The 21,848-nt window shown below is 35.8% G+C and carries 19 protein-coding genes; 11 read left to right on the top strand and 8 right to left on the bottom strand.

The features are described from left to right. Nucleotides 1-97: 97 nt before the first annotated feature. The 4 genes from AC2A1G_RS14260 to AC2A1G_RS14245 all read right to left on the bottom strand — a co-directional run bounded on the left by AC2A1G_RS14260 (nucleotide 98) and on the right by AC2A1G_RS14245 (nucleotide 6,534). On the bottom strand, nucleotides 98-1,567 hold the full coding sequence (locus AC2A1G_RS14260) for a TolC family protein (protein WP_484047584.1): 1,470 nt from the start codon (nucleotides 1,565-1,567) through the stop codon (nucleotides 98-100). After that, nucleotides 1,560-4,721, bottom strand: a complete 3,162-nt coding sequence (locus AC2A1G_RS14255) for an efflux RND transporter permease subunit (RefSeq protein WP_484047583.1) — start codon at nucleotides 4,719-4,721, stop codon at nucleotides 1,560-1,562. Before AC2A1G_RS14255 ends, AC2A1G_RS14260 begins: the two co-directional genes overlap by 8 nt. Before the next feature lie 15 nt (nucleotides 4,722-4,736). Next, on the bottom strand, nucleotides 4,737-5,822 hold the full coding sequence (locus AC2A1G_RS14250; RefSeq protein ID WP_484047582.1) for an efflux RND transporter periplasmic adaptor subunit: 1,086 nt from the start codon (nucleotides 5,820-5,822) through the stop codon (nucleotides 4,737-4,739). A gap of 253 nt (nucleotides 5,823-6,075) precedes the next feature. Further along, entirely contained in the window at nucleotides 6,076-6,534 is a 459-nt protein-coding gene (locus tag AC2A1G_RS14245; protein ID WP_484047581.1) for a hypothetical protein, read from the bottom strand. 423 nt (nucleotides 6,535-6,957) lie between these two features. Between AC2A1G_RS14245 and AC2A1G_RS14240 the strand changes: the two genes are divergently transcribed. Both AC2A1G_RS14240 and AC2A1G_RS14235 read left to right on the top strand, forming a co-directional pair. Beyond that, on the top strand, nucleotides 6,958-7,635 hold the full coding sequence (locus AC2A1G_RS14240) for a TIGR02117 family protein (RefSeq protein ID WP_484047580.1): 678 nt from the start codon (nucleotides 6,958-6,960) through the stop codon (nucleotides 7,633-7,635). A 103-nt stretch (nucleotides 7,636-7,738) separates the two neighbouring features. Then, nucleotides 7,739-8,131 carry a hypothetical protein gene (locus AC2A1G_RS14235; protein WP_484047579.1) on the top strand — a complete coding sequence of 131 codons (393 nt, stop codon included), beginning with the start codon at nucleotides 7,739-7,741 and terminating at the stop codon, nucleotides 8,129-8,131. 104 nt (nucleotides 8,132-8,235) lie between these two features. Here AC2A1G_RS14235 and AC2A1G_RS14230 read toward each other — a convergent pair whose 3' ends face one another. Beyond that, nucleotides 8,236-9,114: a cupin-like domain-containing protein gene (locus AC2A1G_RS14230; protein WP_484047578.1), complete on the bottom strand. Its 879-nt coding sequence runs from the start codon at nucleotides 9,112-9,114 to the stop codon at nucleotides 8,236-8,238. Between the two features lie 155 nt (nucleotides 9,115-9,269). Here AC2A1G_RS14230 and kbl point away from each other — a divergent pair, with 155 nt between their 5' ends. From kbl to gldG, 5 genes are all read left to right on the top strand, one after another. Then, a complete protein-coding gene (gene kbl / locus AC2A1G_RS14225; protein WP_484047577.1) occupies nucleotides 9,270-10,466 on the top strand; it encodes a glycine C-acetyltransferase in 1,197 nt (398 codons plus the stop codon). Nucleotides 10,467-10,589: 123 nt separating this feature from the next. After that, nucleotides 10,590-11,864 carry a hypothetical protein gene (locus AC2A1G_RS14220; RefSeq protein WP_484047576.1) on the top strand — a complete coding sequence of 425 codons (1,275 nt, stop codon included), beginning with the start codon at nucleotides 10,590-10,592 and terminating at the stop codon, nucleotides 11,862-11,864. Between the two features lie 93 nt (nucleotides 11,865-11,957). Further along, nucleotides 11,958-12,509, top strand: coding sequence for a CopD family protein (locus AC2A1G_RS14215; RefSeq protein ID WP_484047575.1), 552 nt, complete (start codon nucleotides 11,958-11,960; stop codon nucleotides 12,507-12,509). A gap of 285 nt (nucleotides 12,510-12,794) precedes the next feature. Continuing rightward, nucleotides 12,795-13,523, top strand: coding sequence for an ABC transporter permease (locus AC2A1G_RS14210; RefSeq protein WP_484047574.1), 729 nt, complete (start codon nucleotides 12,795-12,797; stop codon nucleotides 13,521-13,523). 3 nt (nucleotides 13,524-13,526) lie between these two features. After that, a complete protein-coding gene (gene gldG, locus AC2A1G_RS14205) occupies nucleotides 13,527-15,194 on the top strand; it encodes a gliding motility-associated ABC transporter substrate-binding protein GldG (RefSeq protein ID WP_484047573.1) in 1,668 nt (555 codons plus the stop codon). A 533-nt stretch (nucleotides 15,195-15,727) separates the two neighbouring features. Here the strand turns inward: gldG and AC2A1G_RS14200 are convergent. From AC2A1G_RS14200 to AC2A1G_RS14190, 3 genes are all read right to left on the bottom strand, one after another. Further along, nucleotides 15,728-16,564, bottom strand: coding sequence for a YegJ family protein (locus AC2A1G_RS14200; RefSeq protein ID WP_484047572.1), 837 nt, complete (start codon nucleotides 16,562-16,564; stop codon nucleotides 15,728-15,730). 165 nt (nucleotides 16,565-16,729) lie between these two features. Next, on the bottom strand, nucleotides 16,730-17,638 hold the full coding sequence (locus AC2A1G_RS14195; protein ID WP_484047571.1) for a hypothetical protein: 909 nt from the start codon (nucleotides 17,636-17,638) through the stop codon (nucleotides 16,730-16,732). A gap of 31 nt (nucleotides 17,639-17,669) precedes the next feature. After that, nucleotides 17,670-18,098: a DUF4268 domain-containing protein gene (locus AC2A1G_RS14190; protein ID WP_484047570.1), complete on the bottom strand. Its 429-nt coding sequence runs from the start codon at nucleotides 18,096-18,098 to the stop codon at nucleotides 17,670-17,672. 204 nt (nucleotides 18,099-18,302) lie between these two features. On the opposite strand from AC2A1G_RS14190, the gene AC2A1G_RS14185 reads away from it, so the two are divergent. The 4 genes from AC2A1G_RS14185 to AC2A1G_RS14170 all read left to right on the top strand — a co-directional run bounded on the left by AC2A1G_RS14185 (nucleotide 18,303) and on the right by AC2A1G_RS14170 (nucleotide 21,827). Then, on the top strand, nucleotides 18,303-18,710 hold the full coding sequence (locus tag AC2A1G_RS14185) for an RrF2 family transcriptional regulator (protein WP_484047569.1): 408 nt from the start codon (nucleotides 18,303-18,305) through the stop codon (nucleotides 18,708-18,710). 84 nt (nucleotides 18,711-18,794) lie between these two features. Then, nucleotides 18,795-19,487: a phosphoadenylyl-sulfate reductase gene (locus AC2A1G_RS14180; RefSeq protein ID WP_484047568.1), complete on the top strand. Its 693-nt coding sequence runs from the start codon at nucleotides 18,795-18,797 to the stop codon at nucleotides 19,485-19,487. A gap of 25 nt (nucleotides 19,488-19,512) precedes the next feature. Then, nucleotides 19,513-20,421: a sulfate adenylyltransferase subunit CysD gene (cysD, locus tag AC2A1G_RS14175; RefSeq protein ID WP_484047567.1), complete on the top strand. Its 909-nt coding sequence runs from the start codon at nucleotides 19,513-19,515 to the stop codon at nucleotides 20,419-20,421. A 164-nt stretch (nucleotides 20,422-20,585) separates the two neighbouring features. Further along, nucleotides 20,586-21,827, top strand: a complete 1,242-nt coding sequence (locus tag AC2A1G_RS14170; protein ID WP_484047566.1) for a sulfate adenylyltransferase subunit 1 — start codon at nucleotides 20,586-20,588, stop codon at nucleotides 21,825-21,827. The last annotated feature ends 21 nt before the right edge of the window (nucleotides 21,828-21,848 follow it).

The following is a 21,848-nucleotide window of genomic DNA, read 5'->3' as shown; positions in this document are numbered from 1 at the left end:
GAGGCAATTTTATATTCTTTTGGTTCAAGCCAAAAGAACATAAAAAAAGCTGCCCCAATAAATCAGGACAGCTACGAAAAAAAAACAATGATAATGATTATCTTTTGATGATGTTTGGGTTTGCAACAGGTTGCTGATCCCATCCACCGCCTAAACTTCTGTATAAACTTACAGTTGCTTTCAGCTGTTGTACTTTGGTTTCTACCAATTCAAATTTAGCTTCTAAGGCGTCTCTTTGGGTAAGTAAAACTTCCATATAATCGGCTCTTGCGTATTTGAAAAGGTCATTTGAAATATCAATAGACTTCGTTAAAGCATCTACTTCCTGAGATTTCAGATCATAACTGCTCTGAAGATTTTTAATGCTGGAAAGCTGATTGGTCACTTCCACATACGCATTCAGAATCTTCTGCTCGTATTCAAACGCGGCCTGAATCTGCCTTGCATTGGCATTGGCGTAACCGGCTTTTATTGCATTTCTGTTGATGATTGGTGCGGTAAAGTCGCCCACCAAATTGAAAATTAAAGATTTAATATCAAACAGATAAGCAGGATTATAAGCATTAAAACCAACTCCGGCAGTAATATCCAGTGAAGGATAAAATCTTGCTTTGGCAGATTTAACATCAAATTTTGACGCTGCCAGCTGAAATTCTGCCTGCTTGATATCGGCTCTGTTTTCAAGCAAATCTGAAGGTACACCGGCAAATACAGTTTGAGGAACAAGGTTGTCAAACTGGTTTTCAGAACGTTCTACGTGTTGTGGAAATCTTCCGACCAAATAATTAATCTTGTTTTCTGTTTCCGTAATCTTCTGACGGATTTCAAACTGCATACTCTGTGTTTTCAAAACCTGTGCTTCAAACCTTTTTACCGCAAGCTCGTTTCCTCTGGCGTTTTGTTTTAAAATTTTAACCACTTTAAAAGCATCATTCTGAATTTTAATATTCTGCTCAAGAATCTGCAATTCATTATCTAAAGCTAAAAGCTCATAATAAGAGTTGGCAATTTCTGAAATAATATTGGTGACCATGAAATTTCGTCCTTCAACAGTTGAAAGGTATTTCTGAACCTGCGCTCTTGTGGCATTGTGAAGTTTCCCCCAAATATCAGTTTCCCAGTTAGCATAAGCTCCGATTCCGAAATCAAAAAGAGGTTCGGGCATTTCTTTTCCCGGTCTTATTTCGGTGTTCTTTTCCATGGCGCCAATGTTGGTGTAGCGGCCAACTTTATCAACTCCAACGCCGGCTTTAGCACCCACGAAAGGAAGATATTCACCTTTTCTGGCTCTGATTTCATTTCTCGACATTTCAACTTCCTGCATCGTAATATTCAGCTCCTGATTGTTTTGAAGTGCTGTTTCGATGAGGTTCTGAAGCTTTTCGTCTGCGAAATATTCTTTCCACGTCAGTTTTCCTGTGTTGGTGCTGTCGGTAACGGCTGTTCCGAAATTTTCCGGAACATTTTTGTTTTCAACATGCTTCGCAACTTCCATTGGTTTACAGGCTGCTAAACTTAACATTAGGACTGCAAGACCTGCGTATTTATATAATTTTTTCTTATTCATAATGAATCATGTCTTTAGTTAAAGAAGTTTCTTCTTCATCTTTAATCATTTTTCTGCCGTCAGCCATCTTTCCGAAGATATAGTACAATCCCGGGATGATGATTACACCGAGTACGGTTCCGAAGACCATTCCTCCCATGGCAGATGCACCAATGGTGTGGTTACCAATTGCTCCGGCTCCGTGCGCAAAAATCAAAGGGATTAAACCTGCAATGAATGCAAATGAAGTCATTAAAATCGGTCTGAAACGGGCTTTAGCTCCTTCAATAGCGGCTTCGAAAATAGAAAGCCCTTCCTGTCTTTTCTGGACGGCGAATTCTACAATCAACACGGCATTTTTACCCAAAAGACCAATCAACATGATAAGACCAACCTGAGCATAAATATCATTCTGAAGTCCCATTGCTTTTAATAAAAAGAAAGAACCAAAAATCCCGACAGGAAGTGATAAAATCACGGCAAACGGTAGAATGAAGCTTTCGTACTGAGCCGCTAATACAAGATATACGAAAACCAAAACCACAAGGAATACGTAGATTGACTCATTTCCTTTTTGAGCTTCGTCGTAAGAAAGACCTTCCCAAGCCACTTTATAACCGTGTGGTAAAGTTTTGGCAGCTGTTTCGTTGATGGCTTTAATAGCATCTGCTGTAGTGTTACCTGCTGAAGGAAGACCTCTTATTGCAGCAGAATTATACATGTTGTAACGGGTAATTTCGTTTGGCCCCTGCGTTTTTTTCATGGTCATAAAAGCAGAGTAGGGCACCATTTCGTCTCTGTCATTTTTTACATAAAGCTTCAGAATATCAGTAGGAAGCTTTCTGAATTCAGGACCAGACTGTACATACACTTTAAAGAACTGTCCAAATCTGATGAATCCTTGTTCATAGGTGCTTCCGATAAGAATATTTAGGTTTTCCATCGCATTTCCTATGGAAACTCCTTTTTGCATGGCAGCATTGTTGTCGAAAACAAGTTCATACTGAGGATAGTTTGCGGCAAAGAATGTGAAAACTCCGGTAAGCTCTTTTCTCTTTTTCAATTCGTTGATGAACGATTTATTTACCTTGTCGAAATCTTTGTAATCTGTAGTTCTGTTCATATCCAAAAGTCTCATAGAGAAACCTCCTGATGAACCAAATCCCGGTACTGCAGGCGGTTCAAAGAATTCGATGGTTGCACCGAGTTCTCTGGTTTTACCTTCCATTTCTTCCATGATTTCTTTTACAGAATGTTCACGGTCGTTCCAGTTTTTAAGGTTAATTAAACACGTTCCGGCGTTTGAACCACGACCTTCCGTCATAATTTCGTATCCAGCCAGAGAAGAAACTGATTCTACACCGTCTATTTTCATACAGATTGACTGCAAAGCTCTTGATACTTTATTGGTTTGCTCCAAAGTAGATCCCGGTGGCGTCTGAATGATGGCATAGATGGTTCCCTGATCTTCACTCGGGATAAATCCGCCCGGCAACGTTTTGTTTTCAATAAAAATTCCGGCACAGAAGATGGCAAGAATTCCCCATGTTAAAGCTTTTCTGTTAACGATTTTTCTCAGGAATGAAGTGTATTTTCCTGTAAGCTTATCAAACCCTCTGTTGAAAGAGTTGATGAATTTTGTAAATAAATTCTGCTTCTTTTCTTCTCCGTGATTGTTTTTAAGAATCATGGCTGCTAAAACCGGAGTTAAAGTCAGTGCCACAACCGCTGAAATCACAATTGAGCTTGCCATGGTAATCGAAAACTGTCTGTAGAATGTTCCGACCGGTCCCGTCATAAATGAAATCGGTAAGAATACGGAAACCATTACCGCAGTAATCGCAATGATGGCTCCTGAAATTTCGCCCATTACTTCTTTTACCGCTAAATACGGTGTAAGATGTTTCTCTTCCATTTTGGCGTGAACGGCTTCTACCACAACAATCGCATCATCCACCACAATACCGATGGCGAGAACCAATGCGAAGAGTGTCACAAGGTTGATCGACAAACCGCAAAGCTGGATGAAAAAGAATGCTCCAATCAAAGAAACGGGAACGGCAATAATCGGAATTAAAGTAGACCTCCAATCTCCCAGAAAGATGAAAACTACTATAGCTACCAAGATAAATGCATCTCTCAAGGTATGAACCACCTGCTCAATAGAAGCATCCAAAAACTGCGAAACGTCGTAAGAAACTTTGTAATCTACTCCTGGAGGAAAGTTTGGTCGCATTTCTTCCAGTTTGGCTTTCACATCTTTAATGACATCATTCGCATTACTTCCGTAGTTTTGTTTTAAAACGATAGAAGCTGATGGATGACCATCTAAATTCGAATAAATATCGAAAAATTCACTTCCAAGTTCTACTTTTCCGACATCTTTTAATTTTACATTTTCACCTTCAGAATTGGCTCTTACAATGATGTTTTCATATTCCTCAGGCTTGTTGTACTGTCCTTTGTAAGTTAAAACATATTCTAAAGACTGCGCCGCAATCCCTGAGCTCTGCCCGATTCTTCCCGGACGCCCGATGATACTCTGCTCGCCAATGGCTTTCATTACTTCATCTGTTGAGATGTTGTAGGCACGCATTCTGTCGGGGTTCAGCCAGATACGCATCGCATATCTTCTTGATCCCAATATCTGTGATTTTGCAATCCCGTGAATACGGTTGATCTCAGGAATAATATTTACCGTCGCATAGTTGTACAGGAATTTTTCATCCATGCTTTTGTTTTTGCTGTAAAGGTTTACATACATCAACATGCTGGGCTGAATCGGGTTCACCACAACGCCTTCTTTCTGTACCAGAATCGGAAGCAATGGCATTACCTGATCAATTCTTGTTTTTACTAAAACTACCGCCTGGTTAGGATCTGTTCCGGGTTCGAAAACTACGTTTACTGTTGCTTCACCCGCACTTGTGGCGTCACTGGTAACGTAACGCATTCCCTGAACACCATTGATGGCATTTTCTATCGTAATTAAGGAAGATTTAACCAAAACATCAGCACTTGATCCTGGATAGGCTATAGTTACCGCAACTGTCGTCGGGGCAATCTGCGGAAACTGTTCGGTGGGTAATTGTTTGATGGAAAGACCACCCACAAAGAGGATGATCACCGATATTACTATTGCAAATACCGGTCTGTGTATTATTTTTTTGAACATGATTTTCTGATTTGGTTACTCTGCGTACAGATCAAGATTTGATAACACTTTCTGTGGAGCGATAAACTCGGTTTTGATTTTTTGGTTTTCTGAAACCATTCTCAAACCCTCAAGAAGTATTCTGTCGCCTTTCTGTAAACCGGAAGCCACCACATAAATGTGAGGAAGCTCTGCGGCTACCTTTATTTCGCGGGCTTTTACCACATTATCTTTGGTAATCACGTACACATATTTTTTCTCAAGTTCTTCATACGTGGCTTTTTGAGGAATCAACATCGCATTTTTGAATGGTGTTGTAATCATAATGTTTCCTGTTTGACCGTAACGAAGCAGTTTTTCAGGGTTTAAAAATGTGGCTCTGTAGGCGATATTTCCGGTTTCGTTGTCGAAATCTGATTCGATGGTTTCTACTACACCTTCTTGGGGAAACATCTGTCCGTTTGCCATCTGAAGGTTGACGTGAAGTTTATCTCCGTTTTTCTTATTTGCCATCTGGCTTAAATATTCCGCTTCAGGAACATTGAAGTAAACCCACATTTTGCTGTTGTCTGAAAGTTCGGTCAGCAATTCACCATCATCAACTAAACTTCCGACTCTTACGTGGAATCTTCCGACAATTCCGCTGAAAGGAGCCCGGATTTCGGTAAACTGAAGGTGAGTTCTCATCGTAGCCACTTCAGCCTGAGCTTTTTCATATCTTGCCTGTGCCATTGCTTTTTCCTGAGGAGCTACAATGTCTTTATCTGCAAGGTTTTTGGTGTTTTGATATTCAATCTGAGAATATCTTGCTTCAGCCTGAGCTTTGCTTACATCTGCCTGATACAGATTGGGCTGAATTTTAAATAATATTTGACCTTTTTGTACAAACTGACCTTCATCTACATACACTTTCTGAATGTACCCTTTTTCCTGAGCACGAAGTTCAATGTGATTGATAGAGCGGATTTGCGCAACATACGGTTTATCAATAAGGGTGTCCTGCACGAGCGGACTGGTGATTTTGTAGGTGGCCTCTTCTGTTTTTTCTGTTTTTTCTGAGTGACAGCTTGTGAAAACCAAAGACAGGCACATGCTTACATACATAAGACTTTTCTTAACCATTATCATGAATAAGTTTTTTTAACGGGTATTTTTGAAATAAAATTGATGTAATCTTTATGTCGCCTTTTTTGGCGCATAAGAAAGTTGTAGAATCTATTTGAAATTCAGAATCATGTTTAAACCCTGTAGACCGATGTTATAATATAGTCCATGCAGTTTTAGTAATAATCTCTATTAATTTAGAGAAAATTATTATTTGTTTAAAAACAAAAATTTTGAATCAGGATTCTAAGCCTGAAAATAGAAAAGGGAATCACAGTCTGATGACCCTGTACTGAATGTACAGTGCATCAATAGGGAAATCTTGGTAGTCTGAATGTGCAAAATATACTGCACTTTCGTTGTTGTGAAAAGTTTTTACAAAGGCGAAAACAGCATTCCAAAGGTCTGCTTTTGCAAATTTGATTAATTCTGTGGAAGTTTCGGTTTCTGAAGGTTCTTCCTCTTCAGAATCGGCATCGTTCAATTCTCCCAAAATTTGGTGTCTGTCCTGATAATCTCTGCTGTAATGAGAAGAACTTCTGTGCGGAAGCGCAAATTTTTCCTGATGAGAAATAGAATTTTTTCGGGAAACCGAGCTGCTGATTGTTGGGATTTCAGCTTTGGAAACAGGCTGTGCATCGGGATTGCGATGGTGTAGAGAATCTGCACCGCCACAAGTAAGGATTACAAGCAGTAAAAAGAAAAAATATTGATATAGACTTCTTTTCATTCCGGGGACAAAGGTAGACAATGAATAGAAATCTGACAAAAGACTGAGATTAAAAAAAAGTTAAAAAAGAAAATTTAGATTTTTTTAAGGGAGACGATGCCCTGAAAACTGCTGAGAGACAGTTTTTTGAAAGAAAATAAAAGGGGTTAAAATTTTAAGTGGTATTTTAAAATATCACTAATTCCCTTTCAGAGAACGTAAAGCATTGAAATTATCTGGCCAGATAAAGATTTAAGAAAAAGAAATCAGCGTCTTGTTTGTTTTCTTTTTGGCGCAATTTTCACTCTTAACTTAAATTTTTTCTGAGATTTGCTTTTTTTCTGCATATTTGTGGAGATTTGTTTTCTAAAGATAAAAAATAATCTTTGAAATACAATGTGTTTTCAGCCAAAACTGTATATGAAATTTTATTAATAATTCAAGATGAAAAAAATGATCTTTATTCTGTTAAAAGCAATAGGAATTTTGCTAAGTGTCATACTTCTATATGCCTTGCTTGCTTATCTTTTGCCCTTTATCGAAACTTCAGAAAAGAAAACCAGTGATGCTAAAAATATCCCGATTTACATCTACACCAATGGCGTGCACACAGACATCGTGATGCCAGTGAAAAATAATATCACAGACTGGAGCCAAAAAATCAGTTTTGAAAACGTAAAATCCAAGAAAACTGATTACAAATATGTAGGAATTGGATGGGGTGATAAGGGTTTTTATCTCGACACGCCAACGTGGTCAGACCTTAAAGCTTCAACGGCTTTCAAAGCGGCTTTTTGGATGAGTGAATCTGCGATGCACTGCAGTTTTTACAACGAAATGAAAGAAGCTGACGACTGCAAAAAAATAATGATTTCGGAACAACAGTATAGAGATTTGGTCAGTTTTGTTGATGCAAAATTCGATAAAGACACCAAAGGAAATTATATGTTTATAAAAACCGATGCCGTATATGATGATAACGACGCTTTCTACGATGCCAAAGGAACTTACAGTTTTCTGTACACCTGCAACACATGGTCGAATGATGCCCTGAAAGCTGCCGGACAAAAAGCTGCATTCTGGACGGCTTCAGATGTCGGGATTTTCCAGCATTATAAGTAGTTTTTTAAATTTAAAATGATAATTAATTTAAATTTTTCAGTAAATTTTATTTTTCGTTTGATTTTTTTATTAAATTTATTCAACTAATAAACAAACATTTACTATGAGAAACTTAAAATTAATTGTAATAGGAATTTCTCTGCTTTTTGCAGGCTTGCTCTTGTCATGCAAAGGCTCTGAAACGAAATCACTGGAAGGAACCAGTTGGAAAGGAATGGCAAATATTCCAGATCCAAATGAAATTGTGCTGAAATTTACAAAGACCCATTGTGAGGCGTACCTAAAAGATGCCATGATTGAAAGCATGAAGTACACTCAAAAGGGAAAAGATATCCATTTTGAGAAAGTTTCCGGAGGCTCGCCGTGTGCTGTGGGTTCAGTGGCGAATTATACCTTTGAAATCACAGGTAATCAACTGCATTTTACTTCTGTGGATGACAAATGTGTCAATCGTGTAAAGACCTTTAAGGAAGCTGTTTTTACAAACCAGAATTAACAATTAGATTAGATATTAATTGTAAAGACTTTCGCCTGGAGGTCTTTTTTGCTATTTGAATGAATTTAAAAAGTTCAATAATATTGATTAAAATTGAATCTGATTTAAATTTCAAAACTCTTTTGCCTTTTGATAGACCGGTTGGCTTTTCTGACTGCTTTTCTCACTTTAAAATCAAACCATTTTTCTCTAAATAAATTCCGCATTGCATTATCAAAATGGCGGATGAGAACCAGGTTTTTAAAACCACGCCATTTCTCGAGCCAGCTTGAAGGCAAAGCTCTCACAGAAACAGAATAACCTTCAGTTTCATATTGAATATAATGCCACCAACCAGACGGAATGTACAGCGTTTCACCAGGTTTGATGATTGCTTCATAGCCATTTATATATTTTAAACCCGGAAATTCTTTGTAATCAGGCTCCTTCACATTCGTGATGCTGTGGAAATTATAAGGAAGTTTGTACAGCAAATCCGACTGTTCCCAGGGAAAAAGCCAAATCTTTTTAATGCCCTGAAACTGTGTGATAAAAACATGAGACATATCGATGTCGACGTGATTTCTTGTTATGGAGCCTTCTCCACCAAAAAACATAAAGGGAAGCCATTTTAAAATTTTTCCATTAGTAACATCATTATAATGAATGTCATCTTTGAGCTCGGGCTTGATATTCAGTAAATTAAAAAGAAACAGGCGGTGCTCAGTTGGTTTTGAAACAATCAGATCAAGATATTCTGAAAAGGTGCTTTGACCAATAGGTTTGCTGGCAACACGGTCTAAAGATTCAATTTCGCTTCCATAGATATTTATTTTCTGATTACCGGCAATTTCTTTGAAATAATCGTAATTCCATTTTTGGAAAGCCGGACTGTTAGGGTCAACAAAATCCTCAAGAATAACTGGTTTTGCAGGTTTTAAATAGTTTCTTAAAAAGTCTTCTGATGATATATTTTTAATCTTTTGTATTGCAGATAATCTCATTTTAACGATTTTAAAAAAGCAAATATAACAAATAGTCTACTAAAATTATAGACTATTAAAAATAAATATTTCTTTAACATCTCATAGAATAGAATGATAAAAGTTATTAGTTTATTCTGATTTTGTTAAATTAGCACACCTAAAAATTATCAAAAATGATCTCTAAAAAGTATCTTGAAAACCTACAGAACGAATTGCAGAATATCGAAAACGATGGTCTGTTCAAAAAAGAAAGAATCATCACTTCACAGCAAAGTGCCGAAATAGAAGCCAACGGAAAAAAACTTCTGAATTTCTGCGCCAATAATTACCTTGGTTTATCAAACAATCCGGAAGTAATGAAAGCTTCTCAGGATATGATACAGTCTCACGGTTACGGCATGTCTTCTGTACGTTTTATCTGTGGAACTCAGGATATTCATAAGCAGCTGGAGCAAAAAATTGCAGACTTTTTAGGTCTTGAAGATACCATTTTGTACGCAGCATGCTTTGATGCTAACGGCGGTGTTTTTGAACCACTTTTTACAGAAGAAGATGCGATTATTTCGGATGAATTGAACCACGCATCGATTATTGACGGCGTTCGTTTATGCAAGGCAGCGAGATATCGTTATAAAAATAACAATATGGAAGATCTTGAAGCACAGTTGATTGCTGCTTCAGAAAAAAATCACAGATTCAAAATCATCGTTACAGACGGCGTTTTTTCTATGGATGGAATTGTCGCTGATTTAAAAGGTGTTTGTGACCTTGCTGATAAATACGATGCTTTGGTAATGGTAGATGATTCTCACGCAACCGGTTTCATAGGTAAAACAGGTCGTGGTACGCACGAAGCGAATGAAGTGATGGGCAGAGTTGACATCATTACATCCACTTTAGGTAAAGCTTTAGGCGGGGCTTTGGGTGGATTTACCTCAGGAAAAAAAGAGATTATCGATATGCTGAGACAGCGTTCAAGACCATATTTATTTTCAAACTCTTTGGCTCCGGGAATTGTTGGGGCGGCGTTGAAGGTTTTGGATATGATTTCAGAAGATACTTCCCTTCGTGACAAGGTAATGGAAAATGCAGAATATTTCAGAGCCGAAATGAAATCTAAAGGTTTTGATATTCCGGATGGTGATGCTGCGATTGTTCCGGTGATGCTGTACGACGCACCTTTGGCTCAGAAGATGGCTGAAAAGCTGATGGATGAAGGCATTTACGTGATCGGATTCTTCTATCCCGTTGTTCCGAAAGGAAAAGCAAGAATCAGAGTTCAGCTTTCTGCAGCGCACACCAGAGAACATTTGGATAAAGCGATTGCAGGATTTGAGAAGGTAGGAAAGGAGCTTGGTGTGATTTCCTAAAATTTTCATTTAAAAATATTTGACGGAGTTTCATTTTTGAAATTCCGTTTTTTATTTCTTTAATTTTGAATATTTAAGCAATTATTATCGTTATAAAAACTAAAAAATAGCATGATAGAAAAAATGTTTTTGATAACCTTCTTAATCGTCTTCAATACAGCGCAGTCACAAAGATCTTCGGCTTGTAAATGCAATTTGTTGATTAAATATGAAGACAGTGTTCAGGCTAGTTACTCAACTTCAGAAAAACTTATTGAAAATACAAAATTGAAAAGCAATGCACTTAAAAAAAGACTTGATTTTATAAAAGTGCAAACAGTAAAAAACCCTGCTTCAATAAACGCTGTTGTAGATTCTTTGGAATTGGAGTACAATAAAGCAATTTTAAATAAAGTACCCGATTCAATACTTGGATTTTATAAAATAGAAGATTCAATCTCTAAACTTGCTTTTCAGAGAAAATATTATGAGATACCAAGGCCTTTAATTATTAAGACAGGAAAAATTGGTAGAAAAATCGGAATTCTCTATGTTTTAAAACATTCTTTCAATCCTGCATATTATTTGAAAATTTCAAATGACGAAGGGAAAACCTGGAAGAATTATTTTACAGGTCTGTATAAAGAAAGTAATTTTGTTTTTAAATCTAATTCAAATTTTCTGTTATGGAAAGATGAAAATCATTTTCAGATTGAGGCAGATATTGTAAGAATGACAGAGCCGTTATCTCTTCCGGGTGGCGGTCCGGTTTATGAAACGGTTAAAAATAATGCGTTAGTAGTCATTAATTTAAAAGAAATTTTAAAAGACAGTGACGAAGATGGATGGAATGATTTGGATGAAATAATGAATTATTTTACAAATCCTTTTTCTAAAGATTCTGATGGCGATGGGATTTTTGATTCTGGAGATTTAAATCCTAAGTACGCTACAATCGAAAATGATTTTACCAAAATTTTTGAATCTATTATTTATGGAAATTATACTTATTTGGAAACAAAAAATCCAATGGAAGATGCTTTCGAAATAGATATTGTAAATTTTAAGAAAGATATTAAAAGACAGCAGGAAGTATTAAACAATGAATTTCCTGCAAAACCCAATGATTATGTAGATAATTTAAAAGCTAAGGTAATTGTTACTGATGATGATAATTTAAGAAGAATAAACGTTTATGGTGAAAAAATAGTTTTTTTAACTTCAACCGAATTTAAGGAATATCAAAAATTAAGTCCGTATAATTTATATGTGGAAAATTACAGCAAGATTTTTAAATGTGATAATTTAAAAGATACATATATTTTAAAAGTTGATGAAATTGGCTATGGTAATACTTATTTAATAGAAAAAAGTGGAAATGGATATATTGTTACGATAGTAGCTGGTTGGGAAACGTGAAAATTCTGTAATCATTATTATTTTATCCTAAAGATTTCAGATTAAATTCGCTTTTTTTCTGAAATAACTTATCTTTGCCCACAAATTTTTACGATGCTGTATACCATCATCAAGGCTTTGCACATTATTTTTATGGTCTCTTATTTTGCGGGAATTTTTTATCTCGTCAGAATTTTTGTGTATTATAAAGATACCGACGCCTTTGATGAAACGAAAAGAAATATTCTCAGAGAACAATACACCTTCATGGCGCGAAGACTCTGGAATATCATCACGGTTCCGGCTGGTATAATCATGACTTTATGCGGTTTAGTTATGATTTTTTTGAATTTCAACTTAATGAAAACGCCCTGGTTTCATTTAAAATTAACATTCCTCATCGGATTGGCAGTTTATCATTTCTGGTGCTGGAAAAAAGTATTAAAATTAAAAGCCCTCAACGGAAATGACCTTGAAACTGCTAACATAAAACTGAGACAGGCTAATGAAATAGCTACTTTTATATTGTTTCTTGTCGTGTTTACAGTAATTTTAAAATCAATGGTTATCGAATATTGGTGGCAATTAATCTGCGGATTTTTCGTTCTTGTATTTTTAATTATGATGACGGTGAAGTTGGTCAATAGAAGTAAAAGAGCCAAGTAAAAAGTAAAAAGAGCCAAGGTAATTGCTTTTTTAGATTATAATTCACAATTAGAAATGTTTATAATTTTAAATTTAAAAGCATTTTTGGAAACCACGAAGTGGTTGAATGTTAGTAGCCGTGGGTGAAACCCATGGAAATGAAAACCCGATCCAAACACAACCACGGAGTGGTTGAATATGAAAAATATTGGATGAAATCTTTCGGTTAATAAAAATAAAAAAAAACTGAATTTGAGCACGAAATTTTAAATCTCAAACCTCAAACCTCAAACCTCAAATTAATTTATGTTTGCAATTTTAAAAAAAGAACTTTGGAGTTATTTCGGGAACTGGAGCGCGTGGATTATCATCGCTGCTTTCAGTCTGATAACGACGCTGTTTCTGTTTTTCTTCGAGAATGATTCTAATATTTTCGACATTGGTTCTGCTTCGCTGCAGAGCTATTTCGTTTTGGTGCCTTGGCTTTTAATGTTTATTATTCCGGCGCTTTCTATGAAAACTTTTGCCGAGGAACAGCAAACCGGAACATTGAATTGGCTGTTTTCACAACCGCTGAAAATTTCAGATTTAGTCACAGGAAAATTTTTATCTGTTTGGGTAGTCGGAGTTTTATGTTTAATTCCTTCACTCATTTATCTGTACACAGTTTACGTTTTGGGTGTTCCCGAAGGAAATATCGATATGGGAATGACGATGGGAAGTTATTTAGGCTTAATCATTCTTATTGCCGGTTTTGCCGGTGTAGGAATATTGGCTTCATCCATTTCTCAAAACCAAATAATGGCTTATTTGCTGGGCGTTTTCATGTCATTCATCATGTATTTCGGAATCGAACAATTGGCGAGCTATAAACTTTTAGGAGGTGCAGATTTTATTCTTCAGAATGTAGGTTTTTATCAGCACTTTTTAGGTTTTACAAGAGGTTTAATTGACTTTAAAGATGTAGCTTATTTTGTTTTAATTATCGGCATCACGCTGTTTTTGTCTAATTATTTTATAACAAAAAAGAAGTAAAAAATGAAGAAGATAGAATTTAAATCGCCCCTCGGAATCTTAATTTTTGTAATTCTGCCTTTGGTTATTGTACTTGCATTTTCAGGCATCAGATTAGACCTTACCAAAGAAAAAAGATACACGCTTTCAGACAACACTATAAAAGTTTTGGAATCCATAAAAAAGCCTGTGATGGTTGAGGTTTACCTTGAAGGAGATTTTCCGGCAAGTTTCAAGCAGCTTCAGAATGAAACCAAATTTATGCTGGAAGAGTTCAGAAAAATCAATTCAAACGTAGATTTCAGATTTACAGATCCTATTAAAAACAGAATTCCCGAAGACACTCTGATGGCAATGGGAATGCAGAAATCTATTCTTCCGGACGAAAAAGAAGGGAAGATTACTCAGATTGAAGTTTATCCTTACGCTGTTGTAAAATATCAGGGAAGAGGGATTTCAATTCCTTTAATTGTGCAGCAGAATAATATCAATGCTCAGGATCAGTTGAGAAAATCAATAGAGAATCTGGAATACAATCTTGCATCAAACATCAAAGCTGTTGCAACAGACGAACGAAAGAAAATTGGTGTTTTGGTCAATCAGGACGAGCTGAGTCCGTCTGAATTTGAAAGTTTCATGCAGATTGCCAATGAAAATTATCAGGCAGGACCGGTGATTCCAAAAAATACAAAAGAACTTTCACTGGAAGATCTGCCGATGCTGAAACAGATGAATGCTTTAGTGATCGCAAAACCGCGAAAAGCTTTCACAGACGGCGAAAAACTGATTCTCGACCAATACATTATGAACGGCGGAAAAACGCTGTGGATGATCGATGCAGTCAATGCGGAAATGGATACTTTAACGAGATCTAAAAAACTAATGCCATTCCCTGTAGATATCAACATGACCGATTTCTTTTTTAATTACGGTTTGAGAATCAATCCGGCTTTGGTAAAGGATGTGAAAAAATATGCTTTGCTGAAACTGGTGACCGGCGAAATCAATGGGAATCCTCAGTTCAGCAGTCTTCCGTGGCCTTATTTTCCTTTGGGAATTGCAGAAAATGCAAATCCGATTACGAAAAATATAAATCCTGTAAAATTTGAATTTCCGACATCCATCGATACTTTGGGTGGAAAGAAATTTAAAACCAAAGTTCTTTTTGAATCCAGCGAGAGAACATTATTGAAGCAGGTTCCAAACTATGTAGATCTGAAAGAAATTGCCAGCGTCGACAGTCTCGGACAGATGGAAAGACCAAGCACGCCGAAGATTTTTGCGGTTGCTCTGGAAGGAAAATTCAATTCTGCTTACGCAAACAGGATTGAAAGAAAAAACTATCCAGGCTTTAAAGCGGAAAGCAATGACAACAAAATGATTGTGATTGCCGACGGCGATTTGGCGAGAAATAAAATCATCAAAGGACAACCATTGCCTTTAGGTGTCGACAGATTAACGGACGAACAGTTTGGTAACGAGCAGTTTTTGAGAAACGCCTTAGATTATCTTTTAGACGACAGCAATTTAATAGAATTACGAAACCGTAACATCGAAGAAAGACTTCTGGACAGATACAGAATCTCCGAAGAAAAAAGCAAATGGCAATGGCTGAATTTGCTTCTACCATTAGCAATTATTGCACTTTTAGGAGGATTGTTCTTCTGGCTGAGAAAGAAGAAGTTTGGATAATATAAAATGAAAAAAGAGAAACACACCGTTTCTCTTTTTTGTTTTTAAATTTTAAGACTACTTACTTTTGATGCAAAATACAAATGATTTTGTTCTGCTCCATAATCTCTATTTTTTTTAAATTAAAAATTGAGTAGCAAAAATGCCCAGCCATATTATTATAATGGGTAAGTTACGCAATAGTAAAACATAATATTTTTTTCTATTATCATTAATTCTTGGAATGATGAAACTAATGTTTAAAATAGTTAGTGAAATTACAAATCCATGAAAACAGAGAATTGCCGTTCTTGAAATAGACCAAATATATAGATATTCACTATATCTCAGAGATTCAGAATTAATTGGGATAGCATAACAGTAATTGCCAAAAGTGAATTTGATACAATCGTAAAAAGTTTTATGTTGTAATTTATTTCCATAAAAACATTGTTTAATAAATCCTATTGCAAACCTTTAGATGGAGTTAAATTCCCAATCTTCATATAGGGAATGTTAATTTCAATAAAATATGAATTCTTGAGATATTTAATTTAATTCAAATGATTCGTATAAGCTTCCAAAACCGGAATCAAATGCTCCCAATTCAGCTGTTTTGCATAATCCAAAGCCGTTTTTCCCCGGTTTGTTTTTACGTTTTTATCAACTCCGGATTTAAGCAAAATTTCAACTGAACTTAAATTTCCTGCAATCGTTTCTCTGTGGAGAAGTGTAAATCCGTTTTCGTCGATGTTGGTGAGTTCTGCAGGATATTCATTTAGAAATGTTACAAAACTTTCTTTCATGTTTTTGCTCATCGGATGTTCGATAAGATTTTCAGGATTCTCTTTTTGTCCGTTTACAATTTCGATATCGTTGAAATCTCCAAAATCCAATTGCCACGCTGCGTCATGGTCTCTTCTTTCCGATTCCGACATGTCGGCACGCATTTTTTGAATGGTAAATCCACCATACGCTTTTGGATTTGGTGTTGAAGATGAAGAAAACAGTTTTGAAAGTCCTTTAGGTTTTTTTTGTGTCGGAGTAATAGCAAAAAGCCAGTCGCTGATTTCACTGAGCGGGATTTCAACATAGTCTCCAACTTTCACATTGGTAAGTTCGTTGGGCTCGTTAATTAAATATCCTTTCACATAATCGCCGTCGAAATCGATTTCATTGATCCACATTTGTTCTACAATCGGATATTCAGAGTCGGGATCTTCCTGAGAGAAAGCCACTTTCACACAGGAAACATTCAGCCCAGGGATTATTCTTCGGTATTCCCAAGACTGTTCTCTCCAGAAATATTTAAAGGTTTCGTGCGCTTTTCTATAAGCTTCCAACATTTTCGGGTCATTTCCATCCGCAAAAAAAATGGGATTATTTTCCATAAAAGATTTAATTTTTGTGATTTAATTTAAAAAAGATCAAATACTATTTATCGTAAAGTAAGATGAATAAGTAAAAGACGATTATTTTAGCTTAACTAAAATAAGGAAAATATTTAAACGATGGTTTAAATTATTTTTGTTTTTACTCTGCTAAAAATTTAATACTTACAAATTTTCCAAGTCCTTCAAAAGATTTTCCGGGTTGTATTGATAATCTTTGGGAAGTTCCATTCCGTGTAAAAAATGTGCAAAATATAACGGTGGTAAACCTACAGATTTTCTTCTTTTATCAAGATTTTTTATATCCTCATAAGTTTGGTTGATACTCATTCGGCCCACACTGCCAAGCTCATAAATTGCGGGAGACTGAAAGTTATTTGTTGAGGCATAAAGTTCTTCAAAAGCAACGAAAAAATCTTTATTCACATTACCTTTTTCAATTTCTTTCTGAATGAAAGGGCTGAAAAAATTCCAGACAAAATTGTCCTTTTTGTATGATCCTCGATGATGCCAGAGCAAAAGCCATGCTCTTGATTCCCAACCATACTTTATCGAAAGTTCCTGTAATTTCATAATATTGACAGAATCAACTTTACTGCTCAATTCCTGAAAAACATCTTCCTCTTCTCTAATTAACTGATCTCTCGCAACAAGATTTTGAATTTCAATGTATGCTGCTGGATTTTTCAATTCACGATAGTATTGATTTTCTAAGTCGTCATAGTGAGCCAAGACATCTACCATTTCTTTAGAATCTAAATAAGGTTTTAAACTTTTGAAGCTTTTGATATATTCCAAAGGAGCTTTTTGTTTGGTAATACTTTTGGTGAGAAGGTCTTTTGCAAGCCTTTTTTTACCAAGTTCAAATGCCAGGGAAGTTGCTTTTAGGTAATCATTGCTTTCGGTTTTAGAATTTAATTCTATAGCTTTTAGATAATAATTGAGAGCTTTTTTATCATTTTTGAGATGTTTATAATACTCCGCTAAGTAGATCTGCTTCTGCGATTTGAACACATTCTGTGCAGACAGAAAGTTGAATACTAAAAGAATCAGTATTGTTAATTGTTTTTTCATTTGTGTTTGCTTTATTTTTTTAAATTAATTTTTAAACATCCTTTATAAAATCCTCATACTCAAAATAAAACCTTTCAAAGCCATCCATTTTTTCAACAAAAAATTCGAAGGTTTCCTGCCATGTATTTTTGTTAAAAACCGAAACTCCTTCTTTTTCTACCCAGATTCTGCTGATGACTTTTCCGTTTTCCAGAGTGTAGAATTCTTCTTTATGAAAATCGCCGATGAAATCTTTCAGAATGTCTTCCAGCGACCAGATTTTGTTGTAATAGGCATCTCGGTAAACTTCATCCTTCATCTCGATATCCAAAGAAACTTCGGCTTTTTTCTTGTCGGCGAAAAATTTAAACGAAAAATCCTTGATTTTGGTATTGTACAAGATCCATTTTCTCGGAAAAGATTTCCCGAATGCCGTCCAAAATTCTTTCTTTAATTGTTGTGCTTCTTCTTTACTGAACATGAGACAAAATTAAGGAAAAAGAGCCAAGTAAAAAGAGCCAGGTAAAAAGTAAAAAGAGCGAAGTAAAAAGGGTCAGGTGAAAAAGGCAAAAGACTTTCAAATTTTCTAATAAAATTCTCTACAAATTTTAGATGCTGCTATTACACTTGTCTCTTTTTACTTTTGCCTTGTTTCTTTAAGAAAACTTTTCCTATTTTTGCTGTAATGCTGTCAAAAAAATCTCAATATGCTTTTAAGGCACTTTCATATCTCGTAGAAAAGAGAAATGAGGGTCCAATTCTTATTTCAGAAATTGCAGATCACAAGAAAATTCCATTGAAATTTCTTGAAAATATTCTCCTCGAACTGAAAAAAGCAGACATCCTCGACAGTAAAAAAGGAAAAGGCGGCGGTTATCTCTTTAAAGAAGATCCACAAAATGTAAGTCTTGCAAAAATTATAAGGCTTGTAAATGGTCCGATTGCGATGCTTCCATGTGTAAGTCTGAATTTTTACGAAAAATGTGCCGACTGCAACGAAGATCACTGCAGTTTACACGATGTTTTAATTGAAGTAAGAGACGCTTCATTAAAAATTTTGGAAGAAAAAACATTATTAGATTTAAAAGATTAATTAGTCTTTTATTTAATTTTAAAAGTCTACTTATTTGGTAGGATAATATTTTTGTTGGATATTTGCTGGTATCAAACAGAAAAAATGTTTTCAAAAGAAGATATAATTACCTTACAGCAACTTACTTTAGAAGACGGATTACAGTTTATTTCGTCTAAAATATCAGAAGGAATTGTTTTCTCAACTTCGCTTGGTCAGGAAGATCAGGTCATTACCGACGCTGTTTTTAAGAATGATTTGCCGATTAAAGTTTTCACTTTAGATACGGGAAGGCTTTTTTATGAGCACTACGATTTACTTTCAAAAAACAATTCACGTTATAAAAAAACTACTCAAGTTTATTTTCCTGAATCTGCAGATGTAGAAAAATACGTCGTTGAAAAAGGAATCAACGCTTTCTATCATTCCGTAGAAAACAGAAAAGAATGTTGTTTCATTCGGAAAGTAAAACCTCTGAACCGTGCTTTGGAAAATGCCAAAGTCTGGATTACAGGCCTGCGTTCTGAGCAATCAGAAAATCGGGAAAACATGCCAATTCTGGAGTGGGATGATGAAAGAAATTTATACAAATACAACCCTTTAATTAACTGGACTTATCAGGATGTTTTAGATTATTTAAAACAAAATAATGTTCAGGAATTGTCCCTGCACAAAAAAGGCTTTATCAGCGTTGGTTGTCAGCCTTGCACAAGAGCTATTGAAGAGGGCGAAAATCCGCGAGCCGGACGTTGGTGGTGGGAAACTTCACAAAAAGAATGCGGTCTGCATTCAAATTAATTCAAATTTAATCTTTCAAATTATAATGAGCGACTATAAACTAAATTATCTCGAACAACTGGAAGCCGAAAGCATTTACATCATGCGTGAAATTGCGGCTCAGTTTGAGAAACCTGCCTTGCTTTTCAGTGGCGGAAAAGATTCGATTACATTGGTTCATCTGGCGAAAAAAGCTTTTGCTCCGATGAAAATCCCTTTTCCGTTTGTGCATATCGATACGGGACACAATTTTCCGGAAGCACTGCAGTTCAGAGATTATTTTGCTGAAAGTCTGGGAGCTGAACTGATTGTAAGAAAAGTTGAAGACACGATTAAAGCTAAAAATTTAACCGAACCCAAAGGAAAATTTGCATCAAGAAACTGGTTGCAGACGCATACTTTATTAGATACAATTGAAGAATTTCAGTTTGATGCCTGTATTGGCGGAGCAAGGAGAGATGAGGAAAAAGCAAGAGCAAAAGAAAGATTTTTTTCTGTCCGTGACGAGTTCGGACAATGGGATCCAAAGTTACAGCGTCCGGAATTGTGGAATATTTACAACGGAAGAATCAACAAAGGTGAAAACGTAAGAGTTTTCCCGATTTCAAATTGGACTGAATTAGATGTTTGGAATTACATTAAAAAAGAAAATATCCAGCTTCCATCGATTTATTTTGCTCATGATCGTGATGTAATTGAATATGACGGACAATTAATTGCGGTTTCAGATTTTATTCAGATTGATGAAAATGATACGATTGTCAATAAAAAAGTACGTTATAGAACTGTTGGTGATATGACTTGCACTGCCGCCGTTGAAAGCTCTGCTGAAACTTTGGATGATGTATTAGGTGAAATCACCGCGTCCAGAATCTCCGAACGTGGCGAAACCAGAATTGACGACAAAGCAACAGAAGCCGCAATGGAAGACAGAAAAAAAGGAGGATATTTTTAAGCTGGAAGCTGGGTGAGGGAAGCTGGAAGTTTATAAAGCGAAGTTTTAAAATTAATGTTAAAATCAAATTTATTTTCACTCTCAATCTTAGCCTCAACCTTAACCTCATCCTTAACCTTAACCTAATTACCCATTACCAATTACTCATTACTAATAAAATAAACGTGGACATACTAAGATTTATCACCGCAGGAAGTGTAGACGACGGGAAAAGCACCTTGATTGGCAGACTTCTCTACGACAGCAAAAATATACTGATTGACCAGCTCGAAGCATTGGAAAAACAGTCAAAAAATAAAAACGAAAACGGGATTGATCTCGCCATTCTTACAGATGGTTTGAGAGCCGAAAGAGAGCAGGGAATTACGATTGATGTCGCTTACCGGTATTTTTCAACACCGAAAAGGAAATTCATTATTGCCGATGCACCGGGACATATTCAATACACCAGAAATATGATTACGGGAGCTTCAAATTCGCAACTGATTGTGATTCTGATTGATGCAAGACAAGGCGTGATTGAGCAGACAAGAAGGCATTCGATTATTGCCTCATTATTAAAAATGAAAAATGTCGTGGTTGCCATTAATAAAATGGATTTGGTGGATTATTCTGAAGAAATTTATAGTGACATCAAAGCACAATACGATTTAGTAGCAAAAAAACTGAAGCTGGAAAACGTCAGTTATTTTCCAATTTCTGCTTTTCATGGAGATAATATTGTTTCAAAATCTGAAAAAACAGATTGGTACAAAGGCGAACCCTTTTTAGATTTCCTTGAAAATGTTGAAATTAATGAAAAGCAGACTAATGAAAATCCCAGATTTCAGGTGCAGTATGTGATTCGTCCGCAAACGGATGAATTGCATGATTACAGAGGTTATGCGGGAGAAGTGATTTCGGGAATTTATAAAAAAGGAGACGAAATTACTGTACTTCCGCAAAATATTCAGACTAAAATTTCTAAAATTGAAACAGGAGGAAAGGAAATTGATTTTGTGTTTACCAACCAACCTGCGGTAATTCATGTTGAAGACGATATTGACATCAGTCGAGGAGATTTTTTAGTGAAAACTGATCAGCAGCCTAAAGTTGAAAATGAATTTGAAGCTGTTGTTTGCTGGCTCGATAAAAAAGAACTGAACGAAGGCAACAAATATTTCATTCAGCATAAAAGCAAAACAGTTAAAGCTATTGTGAAAGAAATCGAATACAAAATTGATGTGAACACTTTAGAACAAACTCCGATTACAGAAAGTATTAAGCTGAATGAAGTTGTGAAGTTAAGATTAAAAACTGCATCACCCTTAGTTTTTGACAGTTTTGACGACAGTAAATCAACCGGAAATGCGATTCTGATTGATGAAACGAGTAATTCGACAGTAGGAGCTGTGATGATTTTGTAATTATATTTAAACACTTGATGA

This window comes from Chryseobacterium sp. HNCC26DJ240 (assembly GCF_057180485.1).
Note: the sequence above shows the minus strand (reverse complement) of the source record. Positions and strands in the feature narration are given on the sequence as shown.

Coding starts and splice junctions, on each gene's coding strand:
- AC2A1G_RS14260 (WP_484047584.1), bottom strand. CDS start 1,567: ATGAATAAGAAAAAATTATATAAATACGCAGGTCTTGCAGTCCTAATG.
- AC2A1G_RS14255 (WP_484047583.1), bottom strand. CDS start 4,721: ATGTTCAAAAAAATAATACACAGACCGGTATTTGCAATAGTAATATCG.
- AC2A1G_RS14250 (WP_484047582.1), bottom strand. CDS start 5,822: ATGGTTAAGAAAAGTCTTATGTATGTAAGCATGTGCCTGTCTTTGGTT.
- AC2A1G_RS14245 (WP_484047581.1), bottom strand. CDS start 6,534: ATGAAAAGAAGTCTATATCAATATTTTTTCTTTTTACTGCTTGTAATC.
- AC2A1G_RS14240 (WP_484047580.1), top strand. CDS start 6,958: ATGAAAAAAATGATCTTTATTCTGTTAAAAGCAATAGGAATTTTGCTA.
- AC2A1G_RS14235 (WP_484047579.1), top strand. CDS start 7,739: ATGAGAAACTTAAAATTAATTGTAATAGGAATTTCTCTGCTTTTTGCA.
- AC2A1G_RS14230 (WP_484047578.1), bottom strand. CDS start 9,114: ATGAGATTATCTGCAATACAAAAGATTAAAAATATATCATCAGAAGAC.
- kbl (WP_484047577.1), top strand. CDS start 9,270: ATGATCTCTAAAAAGTATCTTGAAAACCTACAGAACGAATTGCAGAAT.
- AC2A1G_RS14220 (WP_484047576.1), top strand. CDS start 10,590: ATGTTTTTGATAACCTTCTTAATCGTCTTCAATACAGCGCAGTCACAA.
- AC2A1G_RS14215 (WP_484047575.1), top strand. CDS start 11,958: ATGCTGTATACCATCATCAAGGCTTTGCACATTATTTTTATGGTCTCT.
- AC2A1G_RS14210 (WP_484047574.1), top strand. CDS start 12,795: ATGTTTGCAATTTTAAAAAAAGAACTTTGGAGTTATTTCGGGAACTGG.
- gldG (WP_484047573.1), top strand. CDS start 13,527: ATGAAGAAGATAGAATTTAAATCGCCCCTCGGAATCTTAATTTTTGTA.
- AC2A1G_RS14200 (WP_484047572.1), bottom strand. CDS start 16,564: ATGGAAAATAATCCCATTTTTTTTGCGGATGGAAATGACCCGAAAATG.
- AC2A1G_RS14195 (WP_484047571.1), bottom strand. CDS start 17,638: ATGAAAAAACAATTAACAATACTGATTCTTTTAGTATTCAACTTTCTG.
- AC2A1G_RS14190 (WP_484047570.1), bottom strand. CDS start 18,098: ATGTTCAGTAAAGAAGAAGCACAACAATTAAAGAAAGAATTTTGGACG.
- AC2A1G_RS14185 (WP_484047569.1), top strand. CDS start 18,303: ATGCTGTCAAAAAAATCTCAATATGCTTTTAAGGCACTTTCATATCTC.
- AC2A1G_RS14180 (WP_484047568.1), top strand. CDS start 18,795: ATGTTTTCAAAAGAAGATATAATTACCTTACAGCAACTTACTTTAGAA.
- cysD (WP_484047567.1), top strand. CDS start 19,513: ATGAGCGACTATAAACTAAATTATCTCGAACAACTGGAAGCCGAAAGC.